This window comes from Enterobacter sp. CP102, from assembly GCF_025152625.1.
GTDB classification, from domain to species: Bacteria; Pseudomonadota; Gammaproteobacteria; order Enterobacterales; family Enterobacteriaceae; genus Enterobacter; species Enterobacter soli.
The window spans coordinates 445,789-470,836 of the sequence record NZ_CP104014.1; the positions used below are offsets into that span (position 1 = coordinate 445,789).

The window sequence follows — 25,048 nt, forward strand, 5'->3', positions numbered from 1 at the left end:
ACTTGGTCATACGCTTTTAAGCATAAGTGCGATCAAGAGGGTTTTCCCGCAATCCCAATGCCAGTTTGCGGGCGAACGCACATATCCACGAAAAAACGACGGCTTATACTGCCCTTAGTCACGGTTTGCAAAGAATATTCTGATTAATTGTAATCAAACGGTAAATAAACTTATGCACACTGGGTATCAACGGTAGTTCTGGTCTATAGTCATTGGGCAATAAATTTGCGCTCAGGACAGTCGGGCCGATTGTGGCACCGCAAGAGCGTATGATTCGCAGGAGATACAAGAATGAAAATTTTCCAACGCTACAACCCGCTTCAGGTGGCGAAGTACGTGAAGATCCTGTTCCGTGGACGGTTGTATATCAAGGATGTTGGCGCTTTCGAGTTCGATAAGGGCAAGATCCTTATCCCGAAAGTGAAGGATAAGCAGCACTTGTCTGTGATGTCCGAAGTCAACCGTCAGGTTATGCGTCTGCAAACTGAGATGGCTTAACCAACGTGCTATGCAGTAGTTAAAAAGACGGCTCCCACGGGAGCCGTTGATGTTTTTACGCTAAACAACGTTACGCAGAAACCTGCTCCTCCGCGTCTGGCAGCTTCGGCACCAGCACGGTGGGTTTGTTGTCGATACGCGTCACCAGCAGCTGGTCGATGCGGTAGTTATCAATATCCACCACTTCAAACTTATAGCCAGAGAACTTCACCGAGTCGGTACGTTTCGGGATTTTACGCAGCATAAACATCATAAAGCCGCCGATCGTCTCATAGTTGCCGGACTGCGGGAATTCGTCGATATCTAGCACGCGCATCACGTCTTCAATCGGCGTACCGCCATCAATCAGCCACGAGTTCTCGTCACGCTGTACAATTTGCTCTTCCATGCCCTGGCCAACCAGGTCGCCCATCAGGGTGGTCATCACGTCGTTCAGCGTGATAATACCCACCACCAGCGCGTATTCGTTCATGATAACCGCGAAGTCTTCACCGGCGGTTTTGAAACTTTCCAGCGCTTCAGAAAGCGTCAGGGTATCGGGCACAATCAGCGTATTGCGGATCTGTACGCCGCTGTTCAGCGCCAGGCTCTGGTTCGCCAGCACGCGGTTCAGCAGGTCTTTGGAGTCCACATAACCGATGATGTGGTCGATATCTTCGTTACAGACCAGGAACTTAGAGTGCGGATGCTCCGCAACTTTGCTCTTCAGGCTCTGTTCGTCTTCGTGCAAATCGAACCAGATAACGCTTTCACGGCCCGTCATTGACGACGGCACGGTACGGGATTCCAGTTCAAAAACGTTCTCGATTAACTCATGTTCTTGTTTGCGCAGAACACCCGCCAGCGCACCGGCTTCCACCACCGCATAAATATCATCGGAGGTGATGTCATCTTTACGCACCATTGGCAGTTTAAAGACGCGGAAAATCATGTTCGCCAGGCCATTGAAGAACCACACCAGTGGGCGGAACACGAACAGGCAGAAGCGCATCGGGTTGATGATACGCAAAGCCACAGCTTCTGGCGCAATCATACCGATGCGTTTCGGGGTCAGGTCGGCGATCAGAATGAACAGACCGGTCACCAGCGAGAAAGAGAGAATAAAGCTCAACTGCTCGGCAAGCTCTGCATTCATGTACTGAATAAAGAGGCTGTGGAACGCCGGAGAAAACGCCGCATCGCCCACGATACCGCCCAGGATAGCGACCGCGTTCAGGCCAATTTGCACCACGGTGAAGAACATTCCCGGGTTTTCCTGCATTTTCAGAACGCGGGAAGCGTTGATGTTGCCTTCGTCGGCAAGCAGCTTAAGTTTGATTTTACGGGACGCAGCCAGCGAGATCTCCGATATCGAGAAAAATGCACTGACGGCAATAAGACAAAGTATTACTAAAATACTGTTTAACATAGTTTATCCGGCTTCTCGCCAGATCCTCGGAAGGGAAGTTGATCACGTTTGTGTGAAGACACATTGAACACCAGCTCGTAGCGTTGAGCCGATTATTTCAGCGGGTAGTATAGCGTAAAGGAGTGTAAACCTGCCAGAGGTCACATTTTGAGTGGTTTTGTGCAGGGAAGAGCCGGGTAAGCAGAGCGCTTACCCGATGTGAAAGGCATCCGTGGTTGATATATATGCGCTGCTTATTCAGCACCCGTCAGGCTGACGTTAACCCCGGAGCGCTGTGTTGCATTACCGCCCCAGACCTGGTCGTACTCGTAGCCCGTCAGCTGCTTAATGACGATGCGGGTGCTTTCGTCACAGTCGCAATAGTCCCCACCCAGCTTGCGGCGGGCTATTTCTTTCAGCAGCAGTTTGTGGGTCTCGCGGGTGAGTTTGAATTTGTAAGTGGTAAAGAAACTCACCGCCAGCAGCGCCGTCGTGGCGAACACCATCAGGCCGATAATGGCATGAAGGGCGTTTTCCGGCTGCGCGCCACTGCCTTTCACAAAACCGGATTCCTGCAGAACGAGGCCGACAATCATGATGGCAATCGCCACCGTGCTCTTACGGGTAAGCACCATGACACCGGCAAAGATGCCTTCCCGGCGCTGCTGGGTAACGATTTCATCAATATCAGGAATAAAGCTGTAGATATTCCACGGGATGTAATACAGACCAGAGCGCGCCGCCCCAAGCAGAATGAAGACCGCAGAGAACAGCATCGCGGGAACCTGCGTCCCGGTGATATAGATGCTGAACAGGAAGGCGAGCACGCAGAAAATACAGCCGTAGGAGAGACGCAACGCGGCAGACGGGGTGACATTTAAGCGATTTAACAACAGCATAAATCCGTAAGTGCCTGGCACCGAAGCAAAAGCGGCAATACTCAGCCAGCCGGAAACGGCCGCGGCATCCTGGCTCAGGCAATAGACAACGTAGTAAGTAAAGACCGAGCCGAAAACATCCATCGCCGTAAACGAGAAGATATAAATAATAATGTGCAAGCGGAAGGCCCTGATACGAAATGACGAGAACAGATCCAGCACCAGATATTTCAGGTGATTGAGTATTCCGCTGCTGCGTTGATTATCCGCTTTGAAATCCGACGCCTGATGAACATCTTTGGCTTCCCAGGTGCAACGCCAGGTAATAAAAACGGCGATGCAAAAGACACAAGAAAAGAGTAATCCGGTCAGGGTGTAGGTAAACGGATTATCTTTTCCGGTGAACTGCATAATGACGCCAGGAACCGAGACAGCAAGAAATCCGCCCAGTTGGGAGCAAATCATGCGCACGCCCGACAGACGGCTGCGCTCCTCATAACGGTTGGTCATCTCTGCCGCCAGCGTTTCCCACGGCACCAGTACCATCGCCGAAAGTAGCTCAATAGACAGGTACGTACCCAGGTAATACCAGTAGCCCATATCGGTCAGCCACAGCAGGGCATACAGGAACATTAACGGTGAGCTGATTAATAAGAAGAAACGGCGGTGGCCGAATTTACGCCCAAGCCAGGTGTTGCCAAAGTTGTCGGTGATATACCCCATTATTGGGCTTAATAACGCATCAATAATACGCGCCACCGCAAAAATAGAACCGGCTTCCAGCACGGTTAGCCCGCAGTAGGTGGTGTAAAAAAATAAAAGCCAGGTGCCGATAATCGCAAATGCGCCACCGCCAAACAGGTCGGTTATGCCGTAGCCAAGCGCCACGCCATAACCAACTCTACGTTCAGTTGGTTTGACCATAATATTTTCTTCCAGGTGTAGGGTAGCTATTAACCCGTTTTCGGGTCGTTTTTTATTTACTGCTGGAATACAAATTACGTTCTAATTACTTATCTCAATCCATTGCCGTATCTGAGATGAACGATAAATAGCCTCCACTAGGTTGAGTGATTTTCCGGCGGTGCGGATATCGGTGTAATCCGCCTTTTCCGGGTGATGAATGGCATGATAAAAGCGGCTGATAGCCTGCTGGTGGCCCACACCCCAGTAACTTTTGCTGGAGCCATCCGGCGAGGCATCGCTCGCCAGCGCTACCCGTTCCCCCTGGATTAAGCGCCAGAGCGTATTGTCGTTAAGCTGTAGCGTGCCGTGTTCGCAGTGGATCTCCAGCAGCAGCGGGGAATCTGTGGTGTGGCAGTTGCTGGCATAAAACAGGCCGCGAGCGCCGTTGGCAAAATGCAGCGTTGCCATGGCGCTGTCTTCACCTTCCGTAACGTCGGCCAGTTCGCCTCTGTCTACGACCCCTTTCAGCCGTGTAACTCCTCCGCCGAACCACTGCATCAGATCGAGCGTATGTATCGCCTGATTGATCAGCAGGCTGCCCCCTTCCGTTGCCAGCCTGCCGCGCCACGGGCTTTCGGTGTAGTAAGGCCCTGAACGTGACCAGGTGAGCACCGCTTTAATGCTGAGCATCCTGCCGAGCGAGCCTTCCGCCAGCGTCTCCATAATGGTCTGGCTGGTGGGGTTTAGCCGGTTCTGATAGCAGACGCCAAGCAACCCCGGAGCATGGTCAGCCGCCAGCGTGATCTCGCGGATTTCTCTGCCGTTCATGGCGACCGGTTTTTCGCAGAACACGTGTTTTCCGGCGGCAAGCGCCGCCAGAATCATCTCCTTATGTTCGAAGTGGGGCGTGCAGATGTGCACCACGTCGATATGTTCATCCAGCAGCATTTCCCGGTGATCCTGATAAAAGCGGCACTGATAATCCTTTGCCAGTTTCAGCCCTTTTACGCTGTCAGTGTCGACCAGCGCCCGCAGGGTTACGCCAGGGATATGGCGCAGCGCATTCACATGGCAACCGTGGATGGCGCCGCCGCCGATAATGGCCGAGTTCAGGACTTTCATCTGCGCCTCCCGTTATCCCGCGGCGTTAGCCAACATTTGTGCCTTCACGCACAGCTCGGCTGCTTTGAAGGCGTGGGCCTGGCTCATGGCATTTTCAGTGCGATGCAGGCAGTCGAGGATCAGCTCACCAAAGAACGGGAAGCCGACCTGGCCCGCTACCGGATAGCGGAACTCGCCCTCTTTATTGACGAGGTACACCACATCCTGCTCGCCGTGGGTTAAATCGATATACTTGCGGATCTCAATGTATCCCTCGGTGCCCAGCAGCGTGAGGCGGCCATCACCCCAGGTGGACAGCCCGTCTGGCGTGAACCAGTCGCAGCGGAAGTAGCCGCTGGCCCCGTTTTCCCCTTTGAGCATCGCATCGCCGAAATCTTCAAATGCAGGATGCTGCGGGTGGCTGGTATTGCGGGCCTGGCTGGCGATCACGGTCGCATTGTGATTTCCGGTGTAAAACAGGAATTGCTCAATCTGGTGGCTGCCGATATCACACAGGATGCCGCCGAAATAACGACGATCGTAAAACCAGTCTGGTCTGCCTTGTCCTTCCCGGTGCGGGCCGGTGCCAAGCGTGTGGATCACGCGGCCAATCGCACCCTGTTGCACCAGCTGCCCGGCAAACACCGCGCTTTCAACGTGCAGGCGCTCGCTGTAGTAAACCGCATATTTCTTGCCGGTCTTCCCGACCATTGCTTTGGCATCGGCCAGTTGTTCAAGGGTGGTGAGTGGTGCTTTGTCGGTGAAATAGTCTTTACCTGCGGCCATCGTTTTCAGCCCCAGCGCGCAGCGCTCTGAGGGGATGGCGGCGCCTGCGACAAGATGCACTGCGCTATCGGTAAGGATCACCTCCAGCGAATCCGCGACCTGAACCTGCGGATACTGCTGCACAAATTTATCCACTTTCGCCGGGTCGGGGTCGTAAACCCATTTCAGCGTTGCGCCCGCTTCAATGAGCCCGTTGCACATCCCGTAAATATGGCCATGGTCGAGCGCGGCGGCGGCAAAGACGAATTCGCCTTGCCGGACAACAGGTTGAGGTTTGCCAACCGGTGCGTAGTTCATTCCGTCATTCTTGTTCATGTTCAGATTCCTCGATCCAGATCTTTGCCCAGAGGGATAGCGCCCACTTCGCTGAAGTTGGCAACGCTTGCGGATTTTTCATAAAAACGGGGGGCGAGGGCGTTTGTCCCGCCGGTACGGTAAAACGGGTCATCCTGATGAATGGGCAGCGACACCACCGCCCGGGTGATCGCGGATTTATAAATTGCGGTAATCAGCTCCAGCGAGCGTTTGCCCTGCTGGCCATCGACGAGCGGGTCTGCGCCTTTTTCGATGCTCTGGAGCAGGTCGTGGATCTGACCGGTGTGCAGCGTCCACCTGAGCGGCGGGGTATCCTGAAAAACGGCGTTGAGCTGTTCTTCGCGCTGCGTGTCATGGGTCTCCTGAGGGAAGCCGTTATCAGCACTCACGCTGGCGATGGCCTGCCAGGGTGCAGAGATGCGGGCTTTCTCCCCCTGGATGATAATTTTCTGATCCTCACCGTGGTGCACTACCGAAGCGGTAAGCTGGGTGAGCGCGCCGTTGGGATATCTGAAGATAGCAGCGCTCAGGTCTTCCACTTCGGCGTTGTCATGCGCCACGTTGGTCATCATCGCCACCACGTCCATCGGGAAGCCCAGCATCCACTGGATAGCGTCGATGTGGTGTACCGCGTGGTTAAGCGTGCAGCCACCGCCCTCTTTTTCCCATGTGCCGCGCCACCACAGGTCGTAGTAGCAGTGTCCACGCCACCAGAAAGAGTCCACCTGCGCGTGGCAAATCTTGCCCGCGAGGCCAGAATCAATCGCCGCCTTTAAGCGCCAGAAGGCATCGGTAAAACGGTTTTGCGCAATCACAGAAAGCGTTTTCCCGCTCGCCTGCTGGGCGGCGATCATCGCATCACACTCTTCAAGCGAGGCGGCCATCGGCTTTTCGCACAACACGTGGCAACCGGCATTGAGCGCATCAATACTGATTTGTGCATGGACGTAAGGCGGCGTACAGACATCGACGATATCGAGATGGGGCTCGCACGCCAGCATCTGCTCATGGCTTTCATACACGCTGGCCTCCGTCAGGCCGTAACGTGTTTTTTTCTCTTGTGCTTTTTCCGGGTAGATATCCACTAGCGCAACAATCCGGCAGCGCTGACCAAACTGCAAATAGCCCTGAATATGGTTATGCGAGATATTCCCTGTTCCCACGATGGCGACATTTAACATCGATTTTTCTCCGGTGTTACCAGCTTCCTGATGCGTCAAGCGTTCGGCTGACGTTCTCTTTTTCTACCGAGGTGGTGATGCGCTGCTGAAGCAGGCGCAGATACTGCTTTTCGTTCAGCGGCAGGTCGACCCAGTCATCTGTCCAGGTGGAAAGGTGCATGGCGTTGGAGAGCGTCAGCCCGCGAATACCTTCAAGACCCGGGGCAATCAGTGGCTCGCCGCGCAGGACGGCCGCGCAGAAATTGGCGGTGATGACATGGTGCTCGCTGCATTCAGGCGCAACGGGGAGCGTGACTTCCCAGCATTCAGGTTCGCCAAAACCGTTCTGCCAGCGGGCATTAAACGCAGGTTCTGATTCGCGCAGTCGCCAGTAGCGCAGCGTGCCGTCTTCAACCACCACTTTGCCGCGATCGCCGGTGATTTCCAGGCGGTTGGTCCCCGGCGTTTCCGCCACGCTGGTGATGAAGACGCCGGTCGCGCCATTGGCGTATTCCGCATAGGCGGTCACTTCATCTTCAACTTCAATGTCACGATGTTTGCCAAACTGGCAAAACGCGCGCAGGCGCACCGGCATTCCCGCCAGCCACTGCCAGAGGTCGAGCTGATGCGGATCCTGATTAAGCAGGACGCCACCGCCTTCGCCTTTCCAGGTAGCACGCCAGCCGCCAGAGTTGTAATAGCTCTGAGAGCGATACCAGTTGGTGATAATCCAGTTGGAGCGGCGGATCTCACCCAGCTCGCCGCTGTCGATGAGATCTTTCACTTTTTGATAGAGCGGGTTGGGGCGCTGGTTATACATGATGCCGAACACCACCTCACACTCGCGTGCGCAGTCGTTCATCTCCTGCACCTGCGCGGTATACACACCCGCCGGCTTCTCGCACAAGGTATGGATGCCGTTACGCATGGCCAGAATGGACAGGCGAGGGTGATCGTAATGCGGTGTCGCCACAATCACGGCGTCGATAAGGCCGCTCTGGAGCATCTCCTGCGCGTCACTGAACAGCGGGACGCCGTCACCCACCAGCTGGCGAATGGCCGGATGTTTTTCCGGCGCATTGTCGCAAACGGCCGTCAGACACGCGTCTTTAACGGTCCCCGCCAGTAAATAGCGCGCGTGAACCGTACCGATATTACCTATACCAATAATGCCAAACCGTACCTTCTCCATGTCGCACCTTAATTTCAGTCGAAAAGAGTGATGACCGGAAAATAGGAAAGGCGAACCACGGCGACAATGTGTTTTTGTGAGAATACTCGCAAGGTATTTAAGTAAACCCCAACGCTTTTGAAATTTGGTTTTAAAATCAACACGCTGTTTCTGCAAATATTTGCAAAAACTGATTGAGAGCGAGGTCACACTATGCCGGGAAGGTTAAAAATGGAGGAGATCGCGTCCCTGACAGGCTATTCCGTCAGCACGGTGTCCAGGGTCTTAAGCGGCAAATCCTATACCAGTGACAAAGCCCGGGATGCCATCGTACAGACTGCGCGGGAGCTGGGTGTGCTTGAGTCCATGGCGAGCGGGCGGCTGCTGATTAATGGCATTGCGGTATTTGCGCCCGAAAGAACCTTTCAGGGACGCGGTGATATTTTTTATCTGGAAGTGACCAAAGGGATCGCCGAAGCCAGCGCCCCGCATAATGTGTGGATCACTTACAGTGGATTAGAAGAGCAACATGCCGATGTGAAACTGTTCCTCGAAAAGGCCAGCCATAAAAACATCAATGCGATCATTATTATTGGCACGGACGATGCCACCATATTTAAGCTTGCCAGCACCCTCAATAAGCCCTGCGTATTAATCAATTCAGTCGACAGGGATAACGTTCTCGATTCTGTTTCGCCCGATCATCGCGCCATTGGCTTTACCACGATGCGTTACCTCTTCGAGCAGGGGCATCGGCGGGTGCTGACGCTCACCTGCCTGCGGCGGGAGACGCTCTATGCGCGTCTGGACGGCATTAAAGAGGCGTACCGGCATTTTCATGTCGCTTTCGAGCCCCAGCGGGATTTGCTGGTGACGGAGTGGTTTACCGCGGATGAGGCCGAGCGAGCCCTGGATGAGTGGCTGTTAAGCCACGACAGGCAGCAGTGGCCCGAGGTTATCTTCCCTAACAGCACCAGCATGACGGAAGGGGTGTTCAGGGCGCTGCGGCGTCATGGGCTGCGTGTTCCTGAAGATATCTCCATCATCACCACTGATTTTGCCTGGAATTTAGCAAACCGGCTGGAAAAACCGGTCACCGGGATCACGGTGCCCTGCCGCGATCTGGGCATTGAGGCGGTACATTTGCTGCAAACGCGGCTGAACAGACCGCAGGCGCCGGTGTATAACCTGCTGTTACAGGGGAAGGTGATGGATTACGGTTCGGTAAGCAATGCAACGCGCCACGCGGCTCGCGTGGCGCTATACAAGTGATCAGGCCAGCTGTGGCGGCAGGCACACGCCGATGCCACCAATGCCGCAGTAGCCGTACGGATTTTTATGCAGGTACTGCTGGTGATCGTCCTCGGCATAGTAGAACGGTTTTGCGGAAGCGATTTCCGTCGTGACCTGGCGGTCATCCCCGGCGTCACGCATGGCACTCTGGAAGCGTTCCAGGCTGGCGTGCGCAGCGGCATCCTGCTCTGGGGTCAGCGGGTAGATAGCGGAACGGTACTGGGTACCGTGGTCGTTGCCCTGACGCATCCCCTGGGCCGGGTCATGGTTTTCCCAGAATACCTGGAGCAGTTGTTCATAGCTAATGACGGACGGATCATAGACCACACGAACCGCTTCGGCGTGTCCGGTTTCGCCTGAGCACACTTCGCGGTATGTTGGGTTCGGTGTGTAACCGCCGGTATAACCGGCTGCGGTGCTGTAAACCCCCGGAAGTTGCCAGAACAGGCGTTCCACACCCCAGAAGCAGCCCATGGCGAACAGGGCGATTTCCATTCCTTCCGGGACGTTAGTCATTGAATGATCGTTTACGGCGTGTAAAGTCGCTACAGGCATTGGGGTGTTCCGTCCCGGTAATGCATCTGATTGAGAAACTAGATGCTTTTTGTCGAATAAACTCACGGTTTGGCCTCCCGGGCAGCGATGTTTCGGTTAAGGTTGTCATGAAGCGTTTAATTGAACACAATAAATACGCTGAATGAGTCTAGATTTAATCATAAGAAATATTTGGGTGTTTACCCCTTTTTCAACCCGAGAATTGGGTTTTGGGCTGTAAAGCCGTATGGAGCCGCGGAGCGGCACTTCATTTGCTTCCAGGGTGGAAACAAGGATATTCAGGAGAAAACGTGCCAAAGATCCGCCAGTTATGTTTGGTCAGTTTATTGCTGACAAGCGGAGTCGCCAGCGCGGCGAATGTCCGTTTGCAGGTTGAGGGGTTGTCCGGGGCGCTGGAAAAGAACGTGCGTGCACAGTTGTCTACGATTCAGGGAGACGAAGTGACGCCGGACCGGCGTTTTCGCGCACGTGTGGATGACGCGATCCGTGAAGGGTTAAAAGCGCTCGGCTATTACGAGCCGACCATCGATTTCGATTTACGTCCGCCACCGGCCAAAGGCCGGCAGGTATTGATCGCCCGTGTATCGCCAGGCGAGCCGGTACTGATTGGCGGCACGGATGTGGTACTGCGCGGCGGTGCGCGTACCGACAGGGATTATCTGGATCTGCTCGGCACGCGCCCGAAAATCGGTACGGTGCTGGATCACAGCGATTACGATCATTTCAAAAAAGAACTCACCTCGGTTTCGCTGCGTAAGGGCTATTTCGACAGCCAGTTCAACAAAAGCCAGCTGGGGATCTCGCTGGAAAGACATCAGGCCTTCTGGGATATCGACTTTGACAGCGGAGAACGCTACCGCTTCGGCGATGTGACCTTTGAAGGCTCGCAAATCCGCGAAGAGTATCTGCAAAACCTGATCCCGTTTAAGAAGGGTGATTACTATCAGTCGAGGGATCTGGCGGAGTTAAACCGTCGCTTGTCGGCGACCGGATGGTTTAACTCGGTTGTTGTCGCCCCGGAGTTTGATAAATCCCGCAAGACCAAGGTGTTGCCGCTGCATGGCGTTGTGTCGCCGCGCACCGAGAACACCATTGAGACGGGGATAGGCTATTCGACGGACGTGGGCCCCAGGGTGAAATCCACGTGGAAAAAACCGTGGATGAACTCCTACGGCCACAGCCTGACGACCAGTGCCAGTATCTCTTCGCCAGAGCAACAGCTGGACTTCAGCTATAAAATGCCGCTGCTGAAAAACCCGCTGGAACAGTACTATCTGGTGCAGGGTGGTTTTAAGCGAACCGATCTGAACGATACCGAATCAGATTCCACCACGCTTGCGCTGTCGCGCTTCTGGGATCTTTCGAGCGGCTGGCAGCGCGCCATTAACCTGCGCTGGAGCCTCGACCACTTTACCCAGGCAAATGTCACGAATACCACCATGCTGCTTTATCCCGGCGTGATGATCAGCCGCACCCGTTCGCGCGGCGGCCTGATGCCTGACTGGGGCGATTCCCAGCGTTATTCCATCGATTACTCCAACACGATGTGGGGCTCTGACGTCGACTTCACGGTGGTACAGGCGCAAAACGTCTGGATCCGAACCCTCTACGATAAACACCGCTTCGTCATGCGCGGCAATCTTGGCTGGATTGAAACCGGCGACTTCGACAAAGTCCCGCCTGACCTGCGTTTCTTCGCCGGTGGCGATCGCAGTATTCGTGGGTACAAGTACAAATCTATCGCGCCAAAAGATGACAGCGGCAAGCTGATTGGTGCGTCCAAGCTGGCGACAGGTTCACTGGAATACCAATACAACGTCAGCGGAAAATGGTGGGGCGCTATGTTTGTGGATAGCGGTGAAGCCGTGAGTGATATTCGCCGCAGCGATTTCAAAACCGGCGCGGGCGTGGGCGTGCGCTGGCAGTCTCCCGTTGGGCCAATCAAGCTCGATTTTGCCGTGCCTGTGGGTGACAAAGACGAACACGGTTTACAGTTTTACATCGGTCTGGGGCCTGAATTATGAGTTTATGGAAGAAGATAAGCCTCGGGGTGCTGATTTTTATCGTGCTGTTGCTCGGTACGGTTGCGTTCCTGGTGGGGACCACCACCGGCCTGCATCTGCTGTTTAACGCGGCTAACCGCTGGGTGCCGGGGCTGGAGATTGGCCAGGTGACGGGCGGCTGGCGCGATCTGCGTCTGAAGAATATTCGCTATCAACAGCCCGGCGTCGCGGTTAACGCGGGCGAATTCCATCTGGCGGTCAAGCTCGGTTGTTTACGCGACAGCAAACTGTGCGTGAACGATCTGTCGCTAAAAGATGTGAACGTGGCGATAGATTCGAAAAAAATGCCGAAGTCTGCGCCGGTAGAAGAACAGGATACCGGCCCGCTTAATCTCTCCACGCCGTACCCCATCGCGCTCTACCGGGTGGCGCTGGATAACGTCAATATCAAAATCGACGACACCACCGTGTCGGTAATGGACTTCACCTCCGGCCTGCGCTGGCAGGAAAAAAATCTCACCCTGACGCCAACCTCACTGCAAGGGCTGCTGATTGCCCTGCCGAAAGTGGCGAAAGTGGCGCAGGAAGAGATTGTCGAACCGAAGATCCAGAACCCGCAGCCAGAAGAAAAACCGCTTGGTGAAACGCTGACGGAACTCTTCGCAAAACCGGTGCTGCCGGAAATGACCGACGTGCACTTGCCGTTGAACCTCAATATTGAAGAGTTCAAAGGCGCACAGCTGCGCCTGACGGGTGACACCGACCTGACGGTCTACAACCTGTTGCTTAAAGTCAGCAGTATCGACGGCAATATGAAGCTCGATGCGATGGATATCGACACCAGTCAGGGTTCCGTGAATGCGAGCGGGAATGCGCTGCTGCGTGACAACTGGCCGGTGGATATTACGCTGAACAGCGCGCTGAACATCGATCCGCTCAAAGGCGAGAAGGTGAAGCTGAAAGTGGGCGGGGCGCTGCGCGAGAAGCTGGAGTTTGGCGTTAACCTGTCCGGCCCGGTGGATATGGTACTGCGCGGGCAAACGCAGCTGGCAGAAGCGGGTTTACCGCTGAATCTGGAGATTGTCAGCCAGCAGCTTTACTGGCCGTTTACGGGTGAAAAACAGTTCCAGGCCGATGACCTGAAGCTCAAACTCAGCGGCAAAATGACCGATTACACACTGTCGTTCCGCACCGATGTGAAGGGGCAGGGTCTACCGCCTGCCGGCATTACGCTGGATGCGAAGGGTAACGAACGCCAGATTAATCTCGACAAACTGACCGTCGCGGCGCTGGAAGGGAAAACAGAGCTGACGGCACTGCTCGACTGGCAGCAGGCGATCAGCTGGCGTGGTGAACTGAAGCTGAAGGGCATCAACACCGCCAAAGAAGTGCCGGACTGGCCGTCAAAACTTGATGGTTTAATCAAAACGCGCGGCAGCCTGTATGGTGGCAGCTGGCAGATGGACGTGCCGGAAATCAAACTCACCGGCAACGTGAAGCAAAACAAAGTTAACGTTGAAGGTTCGGTTAAAGGTAACAGCTACCTGCAATGGGTGATCCCGGGGCTGCATGTGGCGCTGGGGCGCAATACGGCAGATATCAAAGGTGAGCTTGGCGTTAAAGATCTCAATCTGGATGCCACCATCGACGCACCGAATCTGGATAACGCCCTGCCGGGTCTTGGCGGCACCGCGAAAGGGTTAGTGAAAGTTCGTGGTACGGTGGATGCACCGCAGCTGCTGGCGGATATCACCGCGAACGCCTTGCGCTGGCAGGAGCTGAGCATTGCCCGCGTACGTGTGGAAGGGGATGTGAAATCCACCGACCAGATTGGCGGGAGCCTGAACCTGCGCGTCGAGCGTATTGCCCAGCCGGATGTGAACATCAATCTGGTGACGCTGGCCGCGAAAGGCAACGAGAAACAGCATGACCTCCAGCTTAACGTGCAGGGTGAGCCGGTTTCCGGGCAGCTGCACCTGACGGGCAGTTTCGACCGCAAGGAAGAGCGCTGGAAGGGAACGCTTGATAACACCCGTTTCAACACGCCGGTTGGCCCTCTGGCGCTGTCACGCTCCATCGCGCTGGATTACCGCAATGCCGAACAAAAAATCAGTATCGGGCCGCACTGCTGGACCAACCCGAATGCCGAACTCTGCGTGCCGCAAACCATCGATGCCGGCGCGGAAGGGCGCGCGCAGATAAACCTTAACCGGTTTGATCTGGCGATGCTGAAACCCTTTATGCCGGACACCACCCAGGCGAGCGGCGTCTTTAGCGGTAAAGCGGATGTGGCGTGGGACACCACCAAAGAGGGGTTGCCGCAGGGCAGTGTGACTCTGTCCGGGCGCAACGTGAAGGTGACGCAGGAGGTGAATGACGCGCCGCTGCCGGTAGCCTTCGATACCCTGAACCTGAGTGCCGATCTGCATAACAACCGTGCAGAGCTGGGGTGGCTTATCCGCCTGACCAACAACGGCCAGTTCGACGGGCAAGTGCAGATAACCGATCCGCAGGGGCGGCGTAATCTGGGCGGCAACGTCAATATCCGCAACTTCAACCTGGCGATGGCGAACGCCATTTTCTCGCGCGGTGAAAAAGCCGCCGGGATGCTGAATGCCAATCTGCGGCTGGCGGGGACGGCGCAAAGCCCGCAGCTGTTCGGGCAGATGCAGCTAAACGGTGTGGATATCGACGGTAACTTTATGCCGTTTGATATGCAGCCAAGCCAGATTGCGATGAACTTTAACGGCATGAGCTCCACGCTTGCCGGGGTGGTTCGCACCCAGCAAGGGCAAATCAACCTGAGCGGTGATGCCGACTGGAGCCAGCTTGATAACTGGCGTGCGCGCATTGCGGCCAAAGGCAGCAAAGTGCGCATTACCGTACCGCCGATGGTGCGCCTGGATGTGTCGCCGGATGTAGTATTTGAAGCCACGCCGAGCCTCTTTACTCTGGACGGACGCGTGGACGTGCCGTGGGCGCGTATCGTGGTTCACGACGTGCCGGAAAGCGCGGTTGGGGTATCCAGTGATGAAGTGATGCTCGATAAAAACCTGAAGCCGGTGGAACAGAAGAGCGCGGGCATCCCGATCAACAGTAATCTTATCGTGCACGTCGGGAACAACGTGCGCCTCGAGGCATTTGGGCTGAAGGCGAGACTGACGGGTGACCTGAAAGTGGCTCAGGATAAGCAAGGGCTTGGCCTGAACGGGCAGATCAACATTCCTGACGGGCGTTTCCATGCTTATGGCCAGGATCTGATTGTGCGTAAAGGTGAGCTGTTGTTCTCGGGGCCACCGGATCAGCCGCTGCTGAATATCGAAGCCATTCGTAACCCGGATGCCACCGAAAACGACGTAATTGCTGGCGTGCGCGTAACGGGCACCGCTGATGAGCCGAAAGCGGAAATCTTCTCCGACCCGGCAATGTCGCAGCAAGAAGCGCTCTCTTATCTGCTGCGCGGGCAGGGCCTGGAAAGCGGCCAAAGCGATAGTGCTGCAATGACATCAATGTTAGTGGGCCTGGGGGTTGCACAAAGTGGGCAGGTTGTGGGTAAAATCGGCGAGACGTTCGGCGTAAGCAATCTGGCACTGGACACCCAGGGCGTTGGTGACTCTTCGCAGGTGGTGGTCAGCGGCTATGTACTGCCGGGTCTGCAGGTAAAATATGGTGTGGGGATCTTTGACTCACTCGCTACACTCACGTTACGCTATCGTCTGATGCCTAAGCTATATCTGGAAGCAGTGTCCGGCGTAGATCAGGCACTGGATTTGCTCTATCAGTTTGAGTTTTAGCAATGCGAATATTTGTTTACGGCAGTTTACGAACTAAGCAAGGTAACAGCCACTGGATGACGAACGCCCAGTTGCTGGGGAATTACAATATTGAGAACTACCAGTTGTACAGTCTGGGCCACTATCCAGGCGCGGTTCCGGGGAACGGAACGGTACAAGGTGAGGTTTATCGTATTGATAATGCCACGCTTGCCGAACTTGATGCCTTGCGCACCAGGGGCGGTGAGTACGCTCGCCAGTTGATCCAGACACCGTACGGAAGCGCGTGGATGTATGTCTACCAGCGTCCGGTTGAAGGGTTAACGCGGATTGAAAGCGGTAACTGGTTAGACAGAGACCAGTACTGATAAACGACAACGCCACCGTAAGGTGGCGTTGTTTTTTGTGCCTTTTGCCGGGTGGAGCTGCGCTTTCCCTGCCAACATTTTCATTGTAGGCCCGTGCAAGCGTAGCGCCGCCGGGCGAAACGCTCCAGCAACAAAAAAGCCCCGACATTGCGGGGCTTAACATCAGCGGTAAGAATTACTTCTTAGCTGCGCGCTCGAAGGACGCGATGATTTCTGCTTTTGCAGCTTCAGCGTTGTCCCAGCCGTCAACTTTAACCCACTTGCCTTTTTCGAGGTCTTTGTAGTGCTCGAAGAAGTGAGTGATCTGCGCTTTCAGCAGTTCTGGCAGGTCGTTCACATCTTTAATGTGATCGTACTCTTTGCTCAGTTTGGTGTGCGGTACTGCAACCAGTTTCGCATCTTCACCGGATTCGTCGGTCATTTTCAGTACGCCAACTGGACGGCAGCGGATGACTGAGCCTGGCTCCAGTGGGTATGGCGTTGGGACCAGCACGTCAACCGGGTCACCGTCCAGAGACAGGGTGTGGTTGATGTAACCGTAGTTGCATGGGTAGAACATTGCGGTAGACATGAAACGGTCAACGAACAGTGCGCCGCTCTCTTTGTCCACTTCGTATTTGATAGGATCTGCGTTAGCCGGGATTTCGATAACAACGTAGATGTCTTCTGGCAGTTCTTTACCCGCAGGGACGTTGAGTAAGCTCATGTCTGTATCCTTTAAAATGTATGGTAAACAAGTGGCGAGTATTATAGCCAACTGGCGCTGAATGTCTCCGCTTGTTTTCGCCACCTCCCGCCGTTGTTTGCCATTTTCAGACCGATTCCATGACAGAAAAATCCATAAACTCAGCCGCATTTTTCATGACGGAATGAAAGCGATTACAAACTTGTGATTAACGTTTTATTCACTTTTCCGAAGTGTGATGTAACGCAATCCGTTACATCTCGCATTGTCTATAGTTTTCCCGCAGAACATCTTTTAACCAACAATAACCTACCCTACGAGGACGCACTTATGTGGAAGCGCTTACTTCTTGTCACAGCAGTTTCAGCAGCCATGTCGTCTATGGCGATGGCAGCACCATTAACCGTAGGATTTTCTCAGGTCGGCTCTGAATCTGGCTGGCGTGCGGCAGAAACCAACGTTGCGAAAAGTGAGGCCCAGAAACGCGGCATCACGCTGAAAATCGCCGATGGTCAGCAAAAGCAAGAGAACCAGATCAAAGCCGTACGTTCCTTTATCGCGCAGGGCGTTGATGCCATCTTCATTGCCCCTGTAGTTGCAACAGGTTGGGAGCCGGTCCTGAAAGAAGCGAAAGACGCGGATATTCCGGTCTTCCTGCTCGATCGTTCCATCGATGTAAAAGACAAATCTCTCTATATGACCACCGTTACCGCCAACAACATTCTTGAAGGTCAGCTGATCGGTGACTGGCTGGTTAAACAGGTAGATGGCAAGCCGTGTAACGTGGTTGAACTGCAAGGCACAGTAGGCGCGAGCGTGGCAATCGACCGTAAGAAAGGTTTTGCTGAAGCCATCGCCAAAGCACCAAACATCAAGATTATCCGTTCTCAGTCCGGCGACTTTACCCGCAGTAAGGGCAAAGAAGTTATGGAAAGCTTTATCAAGGCTGAAAACAACGGCAAGAATATCTGCATGGTTTACGCCCATAACGATGACATGGTGATCGGCGCCATCCAGGCCATTAAAGAAGCAGGTCTGAAACCGGGCAAAGATATTCTCACCGGCTCTATCGACGGCGTGCCTGACATCTACAAAGCGATGATGGACGGGGAAGCCAATGCCAGCGTTGAGCTGACGCCAAACATGGCTGGCCCGGCATTTGATGCGCTGGAGAAATTCAAGAAAGACGGCACCATGCCGGAGAAGCTGACCATCACCAAATCCACTCTCTACCTGCCTGACACCGCGAAAGAAGAGTTAGAGAAGAAGAAAAATATGGGCTACTGATCCAGTGAAATTGCCGGGTGGCGCTGCGCTTGCCCGACCTACGATACGCTCTTTTGTAGGCCGGATAAGCGTAGCGTCATCCGGCATGATGCAGGGGGAACCATGACCACTGAACAACACCAGGAAATCCTCCGCACAGAAGGATTAAGTAAATTCTTCCCGGGCGTAAAAGCGCTGGATAACGTCGATTTCAGCCTGCGTCGCGGCGAGATCATGGCGTTACTGGGGGAAAACGGTGCAGGAAAATCGACGCTGATTAAAGCCCTGACTGGCGTATATCATGCCGATCGCGGAACCATCTGGCTGGAAGGCAACGCCATTTCGCCAAAAAACACCGCCCATGCCCAACAGCTGGGGATCGGGACGGTCTACCAGGAAGTGAACCTGCTGCCGAATATGTCGGTGGCAGATAACCTGTTTATTGGTCGTGAGCCAAAACGCTTTGGCCTGTTGCGCCGCAAAGAGATGGAAGCGCGGGCGACAAAGCTGATGGAATCTTACGGCTTCTCTCTCGATGTGCGTGAACCGCTGAACCGCTTTTCCGTGGCGATGCAACAGATTGTCGCTATCTGTCGGGCAATCGATCTCTCGGCAAAAGTGTTGATCCTCGATGAGCCCACCGCCAGTCTCGACACCCAGGAAGTTGAAATGCTCTTTACCCTGATGCGCCAGCTGCGCGATCAGGGGGTGAGTCTGATCTTCGTGACCCACTTCCTCGATCAGGTGTATGAGGTGAGCGATCGCATTACGGTGCTGCGCAATGGCAGTTTTGTCGGTTGCCGCGAAACCCGCGAGCTCCCGCAGATTGAGCTGGTCAAAATGATGCTCGGACGTGAGCTGGACACCCATGCGCTACAGCGCGCTGGCCGCACGTTGCTGAGCGATAAACCGGTCGCCGCTTTCAGTGATTTCGGCAAAAAGGGCACCATTTCGCCTTTCAACCTTGAGGTTCGCCCTGGCGAAATTGTCGGGCTGGCGGGGTTGTTAGGATCCGGGCGCACAGAAACTGCCGAAGTGATCTTCGGGATCAAACCGGCCGACAGCGGCACTGCGCTTATCAAAGGCAAACCACAAACACTGCGATCGCCGCATCAGGCATCCTGTCTGGGCGTGGGCTTCTGCCCGGAAGACCGGAAAACGGACGGGATTATTGCCGCGGCATCGGTGCGGGAAAATATCATTCTGGCGTTGCAGGCGCAGCGCGGGTGGTTACGCCCGATCCCGCGCAAGGAACAGAATGCCATTGCCGAGCGCTTTATCCGCCAGCTGGGTATCCGTACCCCGAGCGCGGAACAACCCATTGAATTTCTCTCCGGCGGTAACCAGCAGAAGGTTCTCCTCTCGCGCTGGCTGCTGACCAAACCGCAGTTCCTGATCCTCGACGAGCCGACGCGCGGTATTGATGTAGGCGCGCACGCCGAAATTATCCGCCTGATTGAAACGCTGTGCGCGGACGGGCTGGCGCTGCTGGTGATTTCGTCCGAACTGGAGGAGCTGGTGGGGTATGCCGATCGCGTCATCATCATGCGCGATCGCAAGCAGGTGGCAGAGATCCCGCTGGATAAACTGTCTGTTCCGGCGATCATGAATGCTATTGCGGCATAAGGAGTTAACCGTGATGCCCCGTTCTCTTTCACAAACCGGAGAGTCGAAGCGACGCTTCAACTGGCCAACCGGCACGCCGCAAATCATCGCGCTGTTGCTGGTGCTGGTGGTTGATAGCCTGGTTGCGCCGCACTTCTTCCAGATTATCGTGCAGGATGGCCGCCTGTTTGGCAGCCCGATTGATATCTTAAACCGCGCCGCACCGGTGGCACTGCTGGCCATTGGTATGACACTGGTGATTGCCACCGGCGGGATTGATCTTTCCGTCGGTGCGGTGATGGCGATTTCCGGCGCCACGGCCGCCTCCATGACCGTCGCCGGGCACAGCCTGCCCGTGGTGCTGCTGGCCGCGCTGGGCACTGGCATCCTCGCCGGGCTGTGGAACGGCATTCTGGTGGCGGTTCTCAAAATCCAGCCGTTTGTCGCCACCCTGATTTTAATGGTCGCCGGGCGTGGCGTGGCGCAGCTTATCACCTCCGGGCAGATAGTGACGTTCGATTCGCCGAGCCTGGCGTGGATCGGCAGCGGCAAGCTGCTGTTCTTCCCGACGCCGGTCATCATTGCGCTGGTGACATTAGTTGTGTTCTGGCTTTTCACCCGTAAAACGGCGCTCGGCATGTTTATTGAAGCGGTGGGGATTAACATTCGCGCGGCGAGAAATGCCGGGGTTAACACCCGCCTGATGGTGATGCTGACCTATGTGCTGAGCGGCGTGTGTGCCGCCATTGCGGGGGTGATTGTCACGGCGGATATCCGCGGGGCAGATGCCAACAATGCCGGGCTGTGGCTGGAGCTGGATGCCATTCTGGCGGTGGTGATAGGCGGCGGCTCGCTGATGGGCGGGCGCTTTAACCTGCTGCTGTCGGTGATTGGTGCGCTCATTATCCAGGGGATGAATACCGGCATTTTGCTGTCGGGCTTCCAGCCGGAGCTGAATCAGGTGGTTAAAGCGGTGGTGGTGCTCTGCGTGCTCGTCGTTCAGTCGCCGCGCTTTATCAGTCTCATTAAGGGGATCCGCGGTCATGATAAAACGTAATTTGCCATTAATGATCACGCTGGGCGTGTTCGTGCTGGGCTACCTCTACTGTCTGACGCAGTTTCCTGGTTTTGCCTCTACGCGCGTGATTTGCAACATCCTGACGGATAACGCCTTTTTAGGCATTATCGCCGTGGGGATGACCTTTGTGATCCTCTCCGGCGGGATTGACCTCTCTGTGGGCTCGGTGATCGCCTTTACCGGGGTCTTCCTGGCGAAAGCGATAGGCTTCTGGGGCATATCACCGCTGCTGGCCTTCCCGCTGGTGCTGGTGATGGGCTGCGCGTTTGGTGCCTTTATGGGGCTGCTGATCGACGCGTTAAAAATCCCGGCATTTATCATTACCCTCGCGGGAATGTTCTTCCTGCGCGGGGTGAGTTATCTGGTGTCGGAAGAGTCGATCCCGATTAATCACCCGGTGTATGACACGCTCTCAAGCCTGGCGTGGAAAATCCCCGGCGGCGGGCGTCTGAGCGCGATGGGCCTGCTGATGCTCGGCGTGGTGGTGATAGGTATCTTCCTGGCCCACCGCACCCGGTTTGGTAATCAGGTGTACGCGATTGGCGGCAGCGCGACTTCGGCAAACCTGATGGGGATTTCAACCCGCAGCACCACGGTGCGCATTTATATGCTTTCTACCGGGCTTGCCACGCTTGCGGGCATTGTGTTCTCGATTTATACCCAGGCGGGCTACGCGCTGGCTGGCGTTGGGGTAGAGCTGGATGCGATCGCGTCGGTGGTGATTGGCGGCACGCTACTTAGCGGCGGCGTCGGAACGGTGCTGGGCACGCTGTTTGGTGTGGCCATTCAGGGGCTCATCCAGACGTATATTAACTTCGATGGCACGCTCAGTTCCTGGTGGACGAAAATCGCCATCGGCATTCTGTTGTTCATCTTTATTGCGCTTCAGCGCGGCCTGACGGTGCTATGGGAGAACCGCCAGAGCTCGCCTGTTACCCGCGTAAACACATCGGTAACACAGCGATAACACACTGAATTTGCTTAAAGTCTAAACATTTTCCGGTAGCGGCCGATACTCTTCTTTTATGCCCAGAAATATCTCGCTACCGGAAATAACATCATGCTTAAAACGCTATCGATTCGTACCGGCTTGCTTTCGTTACTGGCCGTTATGACCCTTCTGCTGCTGATTGTCAGCGGTATTGGCATTTATGCCCTCACACAGAGTTCGACTTCTCTCCAGCGCATCAATCACCTTCAGGGTGAGCAGATGGTGCAGCTAAATTCTGGCTATACGCTGATTTTACGTGCGCGTAATGAAGCCGGTCAGGCTGTCCGCATGATGGAAATCGGAATGCTGGACGATGCGGCGAAATCGGTGAAAACCATTAACCAGGAAGTCACCCAGGCGCAAAAAACGCTGAAAGGCGTGATTGACGGCGGTGTGGCGGATAAACAGGGGCAGCAGCTTCTGGATAAGGTCGCAGCCAGCCTTGATGCCTATAACCAGCAGGGGATCACCCCGATGCTGAAAGCCCTGAATGAACAGAGCGCCGACAACTATTACGATCTGCTGGAGAACAAGCTCATCCCGGTGGCGAAGCAGTTTGATAACGACATGCAGGCGTTCCAGGTATGGAGCGAAGCGCGCGGTAAGGCGGAAGTCGGTGCCGTGCAGTCGAGCAAAAATCGGGTGCTGATCCTGATTATCGTTGCGGCACTGCTGACGGCGGGCATTATTGTGCTGGCGTGGCTGGCGCTGCGCCATATGCTGCTGAAACCGCTCACGGCCTCTATTGCCCAGCTTGAAAACGTGGCATCGGGCGATCTAACGCACAACCTGAATGCCTCCGCGAGCCAGGAATTTAACCGCCTGAACGCGGCCATTGAAGAAATGCGCCAGTCGCTGATGGGCTCGGTGCTGCGCGTGCGTGACGCCAGTTCGCAGATTGATACCGGCAGCCGCGAGTTAACGGCGGGGAACATGAACCTTGCCCAGCGCACCGAATCTACCGCAACGTCGCTTGAGCAGACCGCCGCCAGCATGGAAGAGATCACCGCCACGGTGAAACAAAACGCCGATAACGCCGAACAGGCGCATCAGATGGCGAAGGCGGTGTCTGATACTGCCGATCATGGCAGCGAAATGGTCTGCTATGTGATTGAGAAAATGCGTGATATCTCAGGCAGTTCAGCCCGAATTGCAGACATCCTGAGTGTTATCGACGGCATTGCGTTCCAGACCAATATCCTGGCGCTGAACGCCTCTGTTGAAGCGGCGCGTGCCGGCGAACAGGGACGTGGTTTTGCGGTGGTGGCCGGGGAAGTGCGCAACCTCGCCAGCCGCAGTGCCGATGCCGCGAAAGAGATCCGCACGCTTATCAGCGATTCGCAGACGCATGTGAACGAAGGAAGCGAACTGGCGCAACAGGCGGGCGAAACCATGGATGAGATCGCCACAGAAGTGCTGCGCATGACCAAACTGATGCGTGAGATTGCCAATGCCTCCCAGGAGCAGAGCCGTGGCATTGAGCAGGTTAATATCGCGGTAAATCAGATGGATGAAACCGCACAGCAAAATGCGGCACTGGTACAGCAATCATCCGCGGCGACACGCTCGCTGGAAGAGCAGTCGCGCGAGCTGATGGAAGCGATGTCATCATTCAAACTGACGACTCAGCCTGCTGCATAATATCCCGCCCTGGTGCATTCTGTGCCAGGGTTTTATTTGATGAGTTTACCTCAGCAATATTATCGTGAATATCACCCATTAATATTTCCAGTGAACTGGTTAAGGCTAGTGCTTTTTCGGTAGGTTCCAGATATAAACCTTTACGGAAAAATAATGGCTCGTTAAAGAGTTGATTAAAACGCTTCAACGCCAGGCTCACCGCCGGGCGAGACATATCAAGGCGCACAGACGCTTTCGCCATACTGCCGCAACGAACAACTTCAATAAAAACAGGAATAAGATTTAAATCAATGCCGGTATTGGCACGAGAAAAGTTTTTCATCTTTATTTTGCTCCAGGGAATATTTGTCAAACTGTTATGGAAATAATGCAGGAGCAGCGCTGAATATTAAAGCGTCATTTTTATATTCATTTATACGGTAAAATATATAAATGAGAAGGGGAGCCGGATCGGCTCCCCTGGAGAGAGGTGTTACGCGTCCGGGTATTCGCGGATGAAGCGTTCTACGTCTTCCACCATGTGGTTGTTGCCGACGAAGAACGAACGGCGCTGGTGCAGGCTTTCTGGCACGATATCCAGAATACGCTCTTTACCATCGCTGGCTTTACCGCCGGCCTGTTCGGCCAGGAACGCCATCGGGTTGCATTCGTACAGCAGACGCAGTTTCCCGTCCGGGTGGCTTGCGGTGCTTGGGTAGAGGTAGATGCCGCCTTTCAGCAGGTTACGGTGGAAGTCAGCGACCAGAGAACCGATATAGCGGGAGGTGTACGGGCGCTGGGTGTTTTTATCTTCTTCCTGGCAGAATTTGATGTACTTCTTCACGCCATTCGGGAATTTGATGTAGTTGCCTTCGTTGATGGAGTACGTGTTGCCTTTCTCCGGGAAGCGCATACGCTCCTGGCACAGACAGAACACACCCAGTGAAGGATCGTAAGTAAAGGCGTGAACACCGCAGCCGGTGGTGTACACCAGCATGGTGGATGAACCGTAGACAACATAACCCGCCGCAACCTGGTTGCTGCCCGGTTGCAGGAAGTCTTCTTCGGTCACCGGCGTGCCAACAGGCGTGACGCGGCGATAAATGGAGAAAATAGTGCCGACAGAAACGTTAACGTCGATGTTGGAGGAGCCGTCCAGCGGGTCCATCAGTACAACGTATTTTGCGTGTTCACACCCTTCGAAAACGACAATTTCATCTTCTTCTTCAGAGGCGATACCCGCAACGATGTCGCGCGCGCGCAGTGCAGCTTTCAGTTTTTCATTCGCGAACAGGTCGAGTTTCTGCTGAACCTCGCCCTGCACGTTTTCGGCACCGCTGGCACCCAGGATATCGACCAGACCGGCCTTGTTGATATCACGGTGGATGATCTTAGCGCCAAGCTTTATCGCCGACAGCAAAGCAGTGAGTTCACCCGTAGCATGAGAAAACTCGTGCTGCTTTTCGACAATAAATTCACCTAACGTTTTCATAACACTTTCCCTGCATCTTATGTGAGTAGAGCGATCGTATGTTCACTAAAACGACTAAAGCCCAACAATCTTAACAAACATTCAAATATTAGCGCAGAGGTGAATCGCGCCAGCAGG

Annotated in this window: 20 protein-coding genes; 10 read left to right on the top strand and 10 right to left on the bottom strand. The window is 54.9% G+C overall.

Features of this window, described 5'->3' with window-relative positions; all coding sequences use genetic code 11:
- The first annotated feature begins 291 nt into the window (after positions 1–291).
- The gene (locus tag N1249_RS02145) at positions 292–498 is read left to right on the top strand and encodes a DUF1107 domain-containing protein (protein WP_003856054.1); all 207 of its coding nucleotides are present in this window, start codon (positions 292–294) and stop codon (positions 496–498) included.
- A gap of 70 nt (positions 499–568) precedes the next feature.
- Here N1249_RS02145 and N1249_RS02150 read toward each other — a convergent pair whose 3' ends face one another.
- The 6 genes from N1249_RS02150 to N1249_RS02175 form a co-directional block, all read right to left on the bottom strand.
- On the bottom strand, positions 569–1,906 hold the full coding sequence (locus tag N1249_RS02150; RefSeq protein WP_259834153.1) for a hemolysin family protein: 1,338 nt from the start codon (positions 1,904–1,906) through the stop codon (positions 569–571).
- 233 nt (positions 1,907–2,139) lie between these two features.
- On the bottom strand, positions 2,140–3,687 hold the full coding sequence (locus tag N1249_RS02155; protein ID WP_259834156.1) for an MFS transporter: 1,548 nt from the start codon (positions 3,685–3,687) through the stop codon (positions 2,140–2,142).
- An 81-nt stretch (positions 3,688–3,768) separates the two neighbouring features.
- The gene (locus tag N1249_RS02160) at positions 3,769–4,791 is read right to left on the bottom strand and encodes a Gfo/Idh/MocA family protein (protein ID WP_259834158.1); all 1,023 of its coding nucleotides are present in this window, start codon (positions 4,789–4,791) and stop codon (positions 3,769–3,771) included.
- Positions 4,792–4,803: 12 nt separating this feature from the next.
- The gene (locus tag N1249_RS02165; protein ID WP_259834161.1) at positions 4,804–5,871 is read right to left on the bottom strand and encodes a Gfo/Idh/MocA family protein; all 1,068 of its coding nucleotides are present in this window, start codon (positions 5,869–5,871) and stop codon (positions 4,804–4,806) included.
- 2 nt (positions 5,872–5,873) lie between these two features.
- On the bottom strand, positions 5,874–7,052 hold the full coding sequence (locus N1249_RS02170; protein ID WP_259834164.1) for a Gfo/Idh/MocA family protein: 1,179 nt from the start codon (positions 7,050–7,052) through the stop codon (positions 5,874–5,876).
- 16 nt (positions 7,053–7,068) lie between these two features.
- On the bottom strand, positions 7,069–8,223 hold the full coding sequence (locus N1249_RS02175; protein WP_259834166.1) for a Gfo/Idh/MocA family protein: 1,155 nt from the start codon (positions 8,221–8,223) through the stop codon (positions 7,069–7,071).
- Positions 8,224–8,415: 192 nt separating this feature from the next.
- On the opposite strand from N1249_RS02175, the gene N1249_RS02180 reads away from it, so the two are divergent.
- On the top strand, positions 8,416–9,474 hold the full coding sequence (locus tag N1249_RS02180; protein WP_259834168.1) for a LacI family DNA-binding transcriptional regulator: 1,059 nt from the start codon (positions 8,416–8,418) through the stop codon (positions 9,472–9,474).
- Here the strand turns inward: N1249_RS02180 and msrA are convergent, their stop codons facing one another.
- On the bottom strand, positions 9,475–10,116 hold the full coding sequence (gene msrA, locus N1249_RS02185) for a peptide-methionine (S)-S-oxide reductase MsrA (RefSeq protein WP_259834170.1): 642 nt from the start codon (positions 10,114–10,116) through the stop codon (positions 9,475–9,477).
- Positions 10,117–10,340: 224 nt separating this feature from the next.
- Between msrA and tamA the strand changes: the two genes are divergently transcribed.
- The 3 genes from tamA to N1249_RS02200 are packed head-to-tail and all read left to right on the top strand — an operon-like array spanning position 10,341 to position 16,194.
- Entirely contained in the window at positions 10,341–12,074 is a 1,734-nt protein-coding gene (gene tamA, locus N1249_RS02190) for an autotransporter assembly complex protein TamA (RefSeq protein ID WP_259834172.1), read from the top strand.
- Entirely contained in the window at positions 12,071–15,847 is a 3,777-nt protein-coding gene (gene tamB, locus N1249_RS02195; RefSeq protein ID WP_259834173.1) for an autotransporter assembly complex protein TamB, read from the top strand. The genes tamA and tamB overlap by 4 nt, the downstream gene beginning before the upstream one ends.
- A gap of 2 nt (positions 15,848–15,849) precedes the next feature.
- A complete protein-coding gene (locus N1249_RS02200; protein ID WP_014068657.1) occupies positions 15,850–16,194 on the top strand; it encodes a gamma-glutamylcyclotransferase in 345 nt (114 codons plus the stop codon).
- Between the two features lie 175 nt (positions 16,195–16,369).
- On the opposite strand, the gene ppa is transcribed toward N1249_RS02200, so the two are convergent.
- A complete protein-coding gene (gene ppa / locus N1249_RS02205) occupies positions 16,370–16,900 on the bottom strand; it encodes an inorganic diphosphatase (protein WP_010427397.1) in 531 nt (176 codons plus the stop codon).
- A gap of 309 nt (positions 16,901–17,209) precedes the next feature.
- Between ppa and ytfQ the strand changes: the two genes are divergently transcribed.
- The 5 genes from ytfQ (at position 17,210) to N1249_RS02230 (ending at position 23,460) form a co-directional block, all read left to right on the top strand.
- Complete coding sequence (gene ytfQ, locus N1249_RS02210; protein ID WP_259834175.1) at positions 17,210–18,166, top strand: galactofuranose ABC transporter substrate-binding protein YtfQ; 957 nt, start codon at positions 17,210–17,212, stop codon at positions 18,164–18,166.
- A 102-nt stretch (positions 18,167–18,268) separates the two neighbouring features.
- Positions 18,269–19,771, top strand: coding sequence for a galactofuranose ABC transporter, ATP-binding protein YtfR (gene ytfR / locus N1249_RS02215; protein ID WP_259834176.1), 1,503 nt, complete (start codon positions 18,269–18,271; stop codon positions 19,769–19,771).
- 10 nt (positions 19,772–19,781) lie between these two features.
- On the top strand, positions 19,782–20,807 hold the full coding sequence (gene ytfT / locus N1249_RS02220) for a galactofuranose ABC transporter, ATP-binding protein YtfT (protein ID WP_162271220.1): 1,026 nt from the start codon (positions 19,782–19,784) through the stop codon (positions 20,805–20,807).
- Positions 20,794–21,795: a galactofuranose ABC transporter, permease protein YjfF gene (gene yjfF, locus N1249_RS02225; RefSeq protein ID WP_259834179.1), complete on the top strand. Its 1,002-nt coding sequence runs from the start codon at positions 20,794–20,796 to the stop codon at positions 21,793–21,795. The genes ytfT and yjfF overlap by 14 nt, the downstream gene beginning before the upstream one ends.
- A gap of 93 nt (positions 21,796–21,888) precedes the next feature.
- Complete coding sequence (locus tag N1249_RS02230; protein WP_259834181.1) at positions 21,889–23,460, top strand: methyl-accepting chemotaxis protein; 1,572 nt, start codon at positions 21,889–21,891, stop codon at positions 23,458–23,460.
- On the opposite strand, the gene N1249_RS02235 is transcribed toward N1249_RS02230, so the two are convergent.
- On the bottom strand, positions 23,432–23,782 hold the full coding sequence (locus N1249_RS02235) for a LysR family transcriptional regulator (RefSeq protein WP_259834183.1): 351 nt from the start codon (positions 23,780–23,782) through the stop codon (positions 23,432–23,434). The two genes, N1249_RS02230 and N1249_RS02235, sit on opposite strands and share 29 nt — an antisense overlap.
- A gap of 150 nt (positions 23,783–23,932) precedes the next feature.
- Positions 23,933–24,931 carry a class 1 fructose-bisphosphatase gene (gene fbp / locus N1249_RS02240; protein WP_217188114.1) on the bottom strand — a complete coding sequence of 333 codons (999 nt, stop codon included), beginning with the start codon at positions 24,929–24,931 and terminating at the stop codon, positions 23,933–23,935.
- Positions 24,932–25,048: the final 117 nt, after the last annotated feature.

Coding starts and splice junctions, on each gene's coding strand:
- N1249_RS02145 (WP_003856054.1), top strand. CDS start 292: ATGAAAATTTTCCAACGCTACAACCCGCTTCAGGTGGCGAAGTACGTG.
- N1249_RS02150 (WP_259834153.1), bottom strand. CDS start 1,906: ATGTTAAACAGTATTTTAGTAATACTTTGTCTTATTGCCGTCAGTGCA.
- N1249_RS02155 (WP_259834156.1), bottom strand. CDS start 3,687: ATGGTCAAACCAACTGAACGTAGAGTTGGTTATGGCGTGGCGCTTGGC.
- N1249_RS02160 (WP_259834158.1), bottom strand. CDS start 4,791: ATGAAAGTCCTGAACTCGGCCATTATCGGCGGCGGCGCCATCCACGGT.
- N1249_RS02165 (WP_259834161.1), bottom strand. CDS start 5,871: ATGAACAAGAATGACGGAATGAACTACGCACCGGTTGGCAAACCTCAA.
- N1249_RS02170 (WP_259834164.1), bottom strand. CDS start 7,052: ATGTTAAATGTCGCCATCGTGGGAACAGGGAATATCTCGCATAACCAT.
- N1249_RS02175 (WP_259834166.1), bottom strand. CDS start 8,223: ATGGAGAAGGTACGGTTTGGCATTATTGGTATAGGTAATATCGGTACG.
- N1249_RS02180 (WP_259834168.1), top strand. CDS start 8,416: ATGCCGGGAAGGTTAAAAATGGAGGAGATCGCGTCCCTGACAGGCTAT.
- tamB (WP_259834173.1), top strand. CDS start 12,071: ATGAGTTTATGGAAGAAGATAAGCCTCGGGGTGCTGATTTTTATCGTG.
- N1249_RS02200 (WP_014068657.1), top strand. CDS start 15,850: ATGCGAATATTTGTTTACGGCAGTTTACGAACTAAGCAAGGTAACAGC.
- ppa (WP_010427397.1), bottom strand. CDS start 16,900: ATGAGCTTACTCAACGTCCCTGCGGGTAAAGAACTGCCAGAAGACATC.
- ytfQ (WP_259834175.1), top strand. CDS start 17,210: ATGTGGAAGCGCTTACTTCTTGTCACAGCAGTTTCAGCAGCCATGTCG.
- ytfR (WP_259834176.1), top strand. CDS start 18,269: ATGACCACTGAACAACACCAGGAAATCCTCCGCACAGAAGGATTAAGT.
- yjfF (WP_259834179.1), top strand. CDS start 20,794: ATGATAAAACGTAATTTGCCATTAATGATCACGCTGGGCGTGTTCGTG.
- N1249_RS02230 (WP_259834181.1), top strand. CDS start 21,889: ATGCTTAAAACGCTATCGATTCGTACCGGCTTGCTTTCGTTACTGGCC.
- N1249_RS02235 (WP_259834183.1), bottom strand. CDS start 23,782: ATGAAAAACTTTTCTCGTGCCAATACCGGCATTGATTTAAATCTTATT.
- fbp (WP_217188114.1), bottom strand. CDS start 24,931: ATGAAAACGTTAGGTGAATTTATTGTCGAAAAGCAGCACGAGTTTTCT.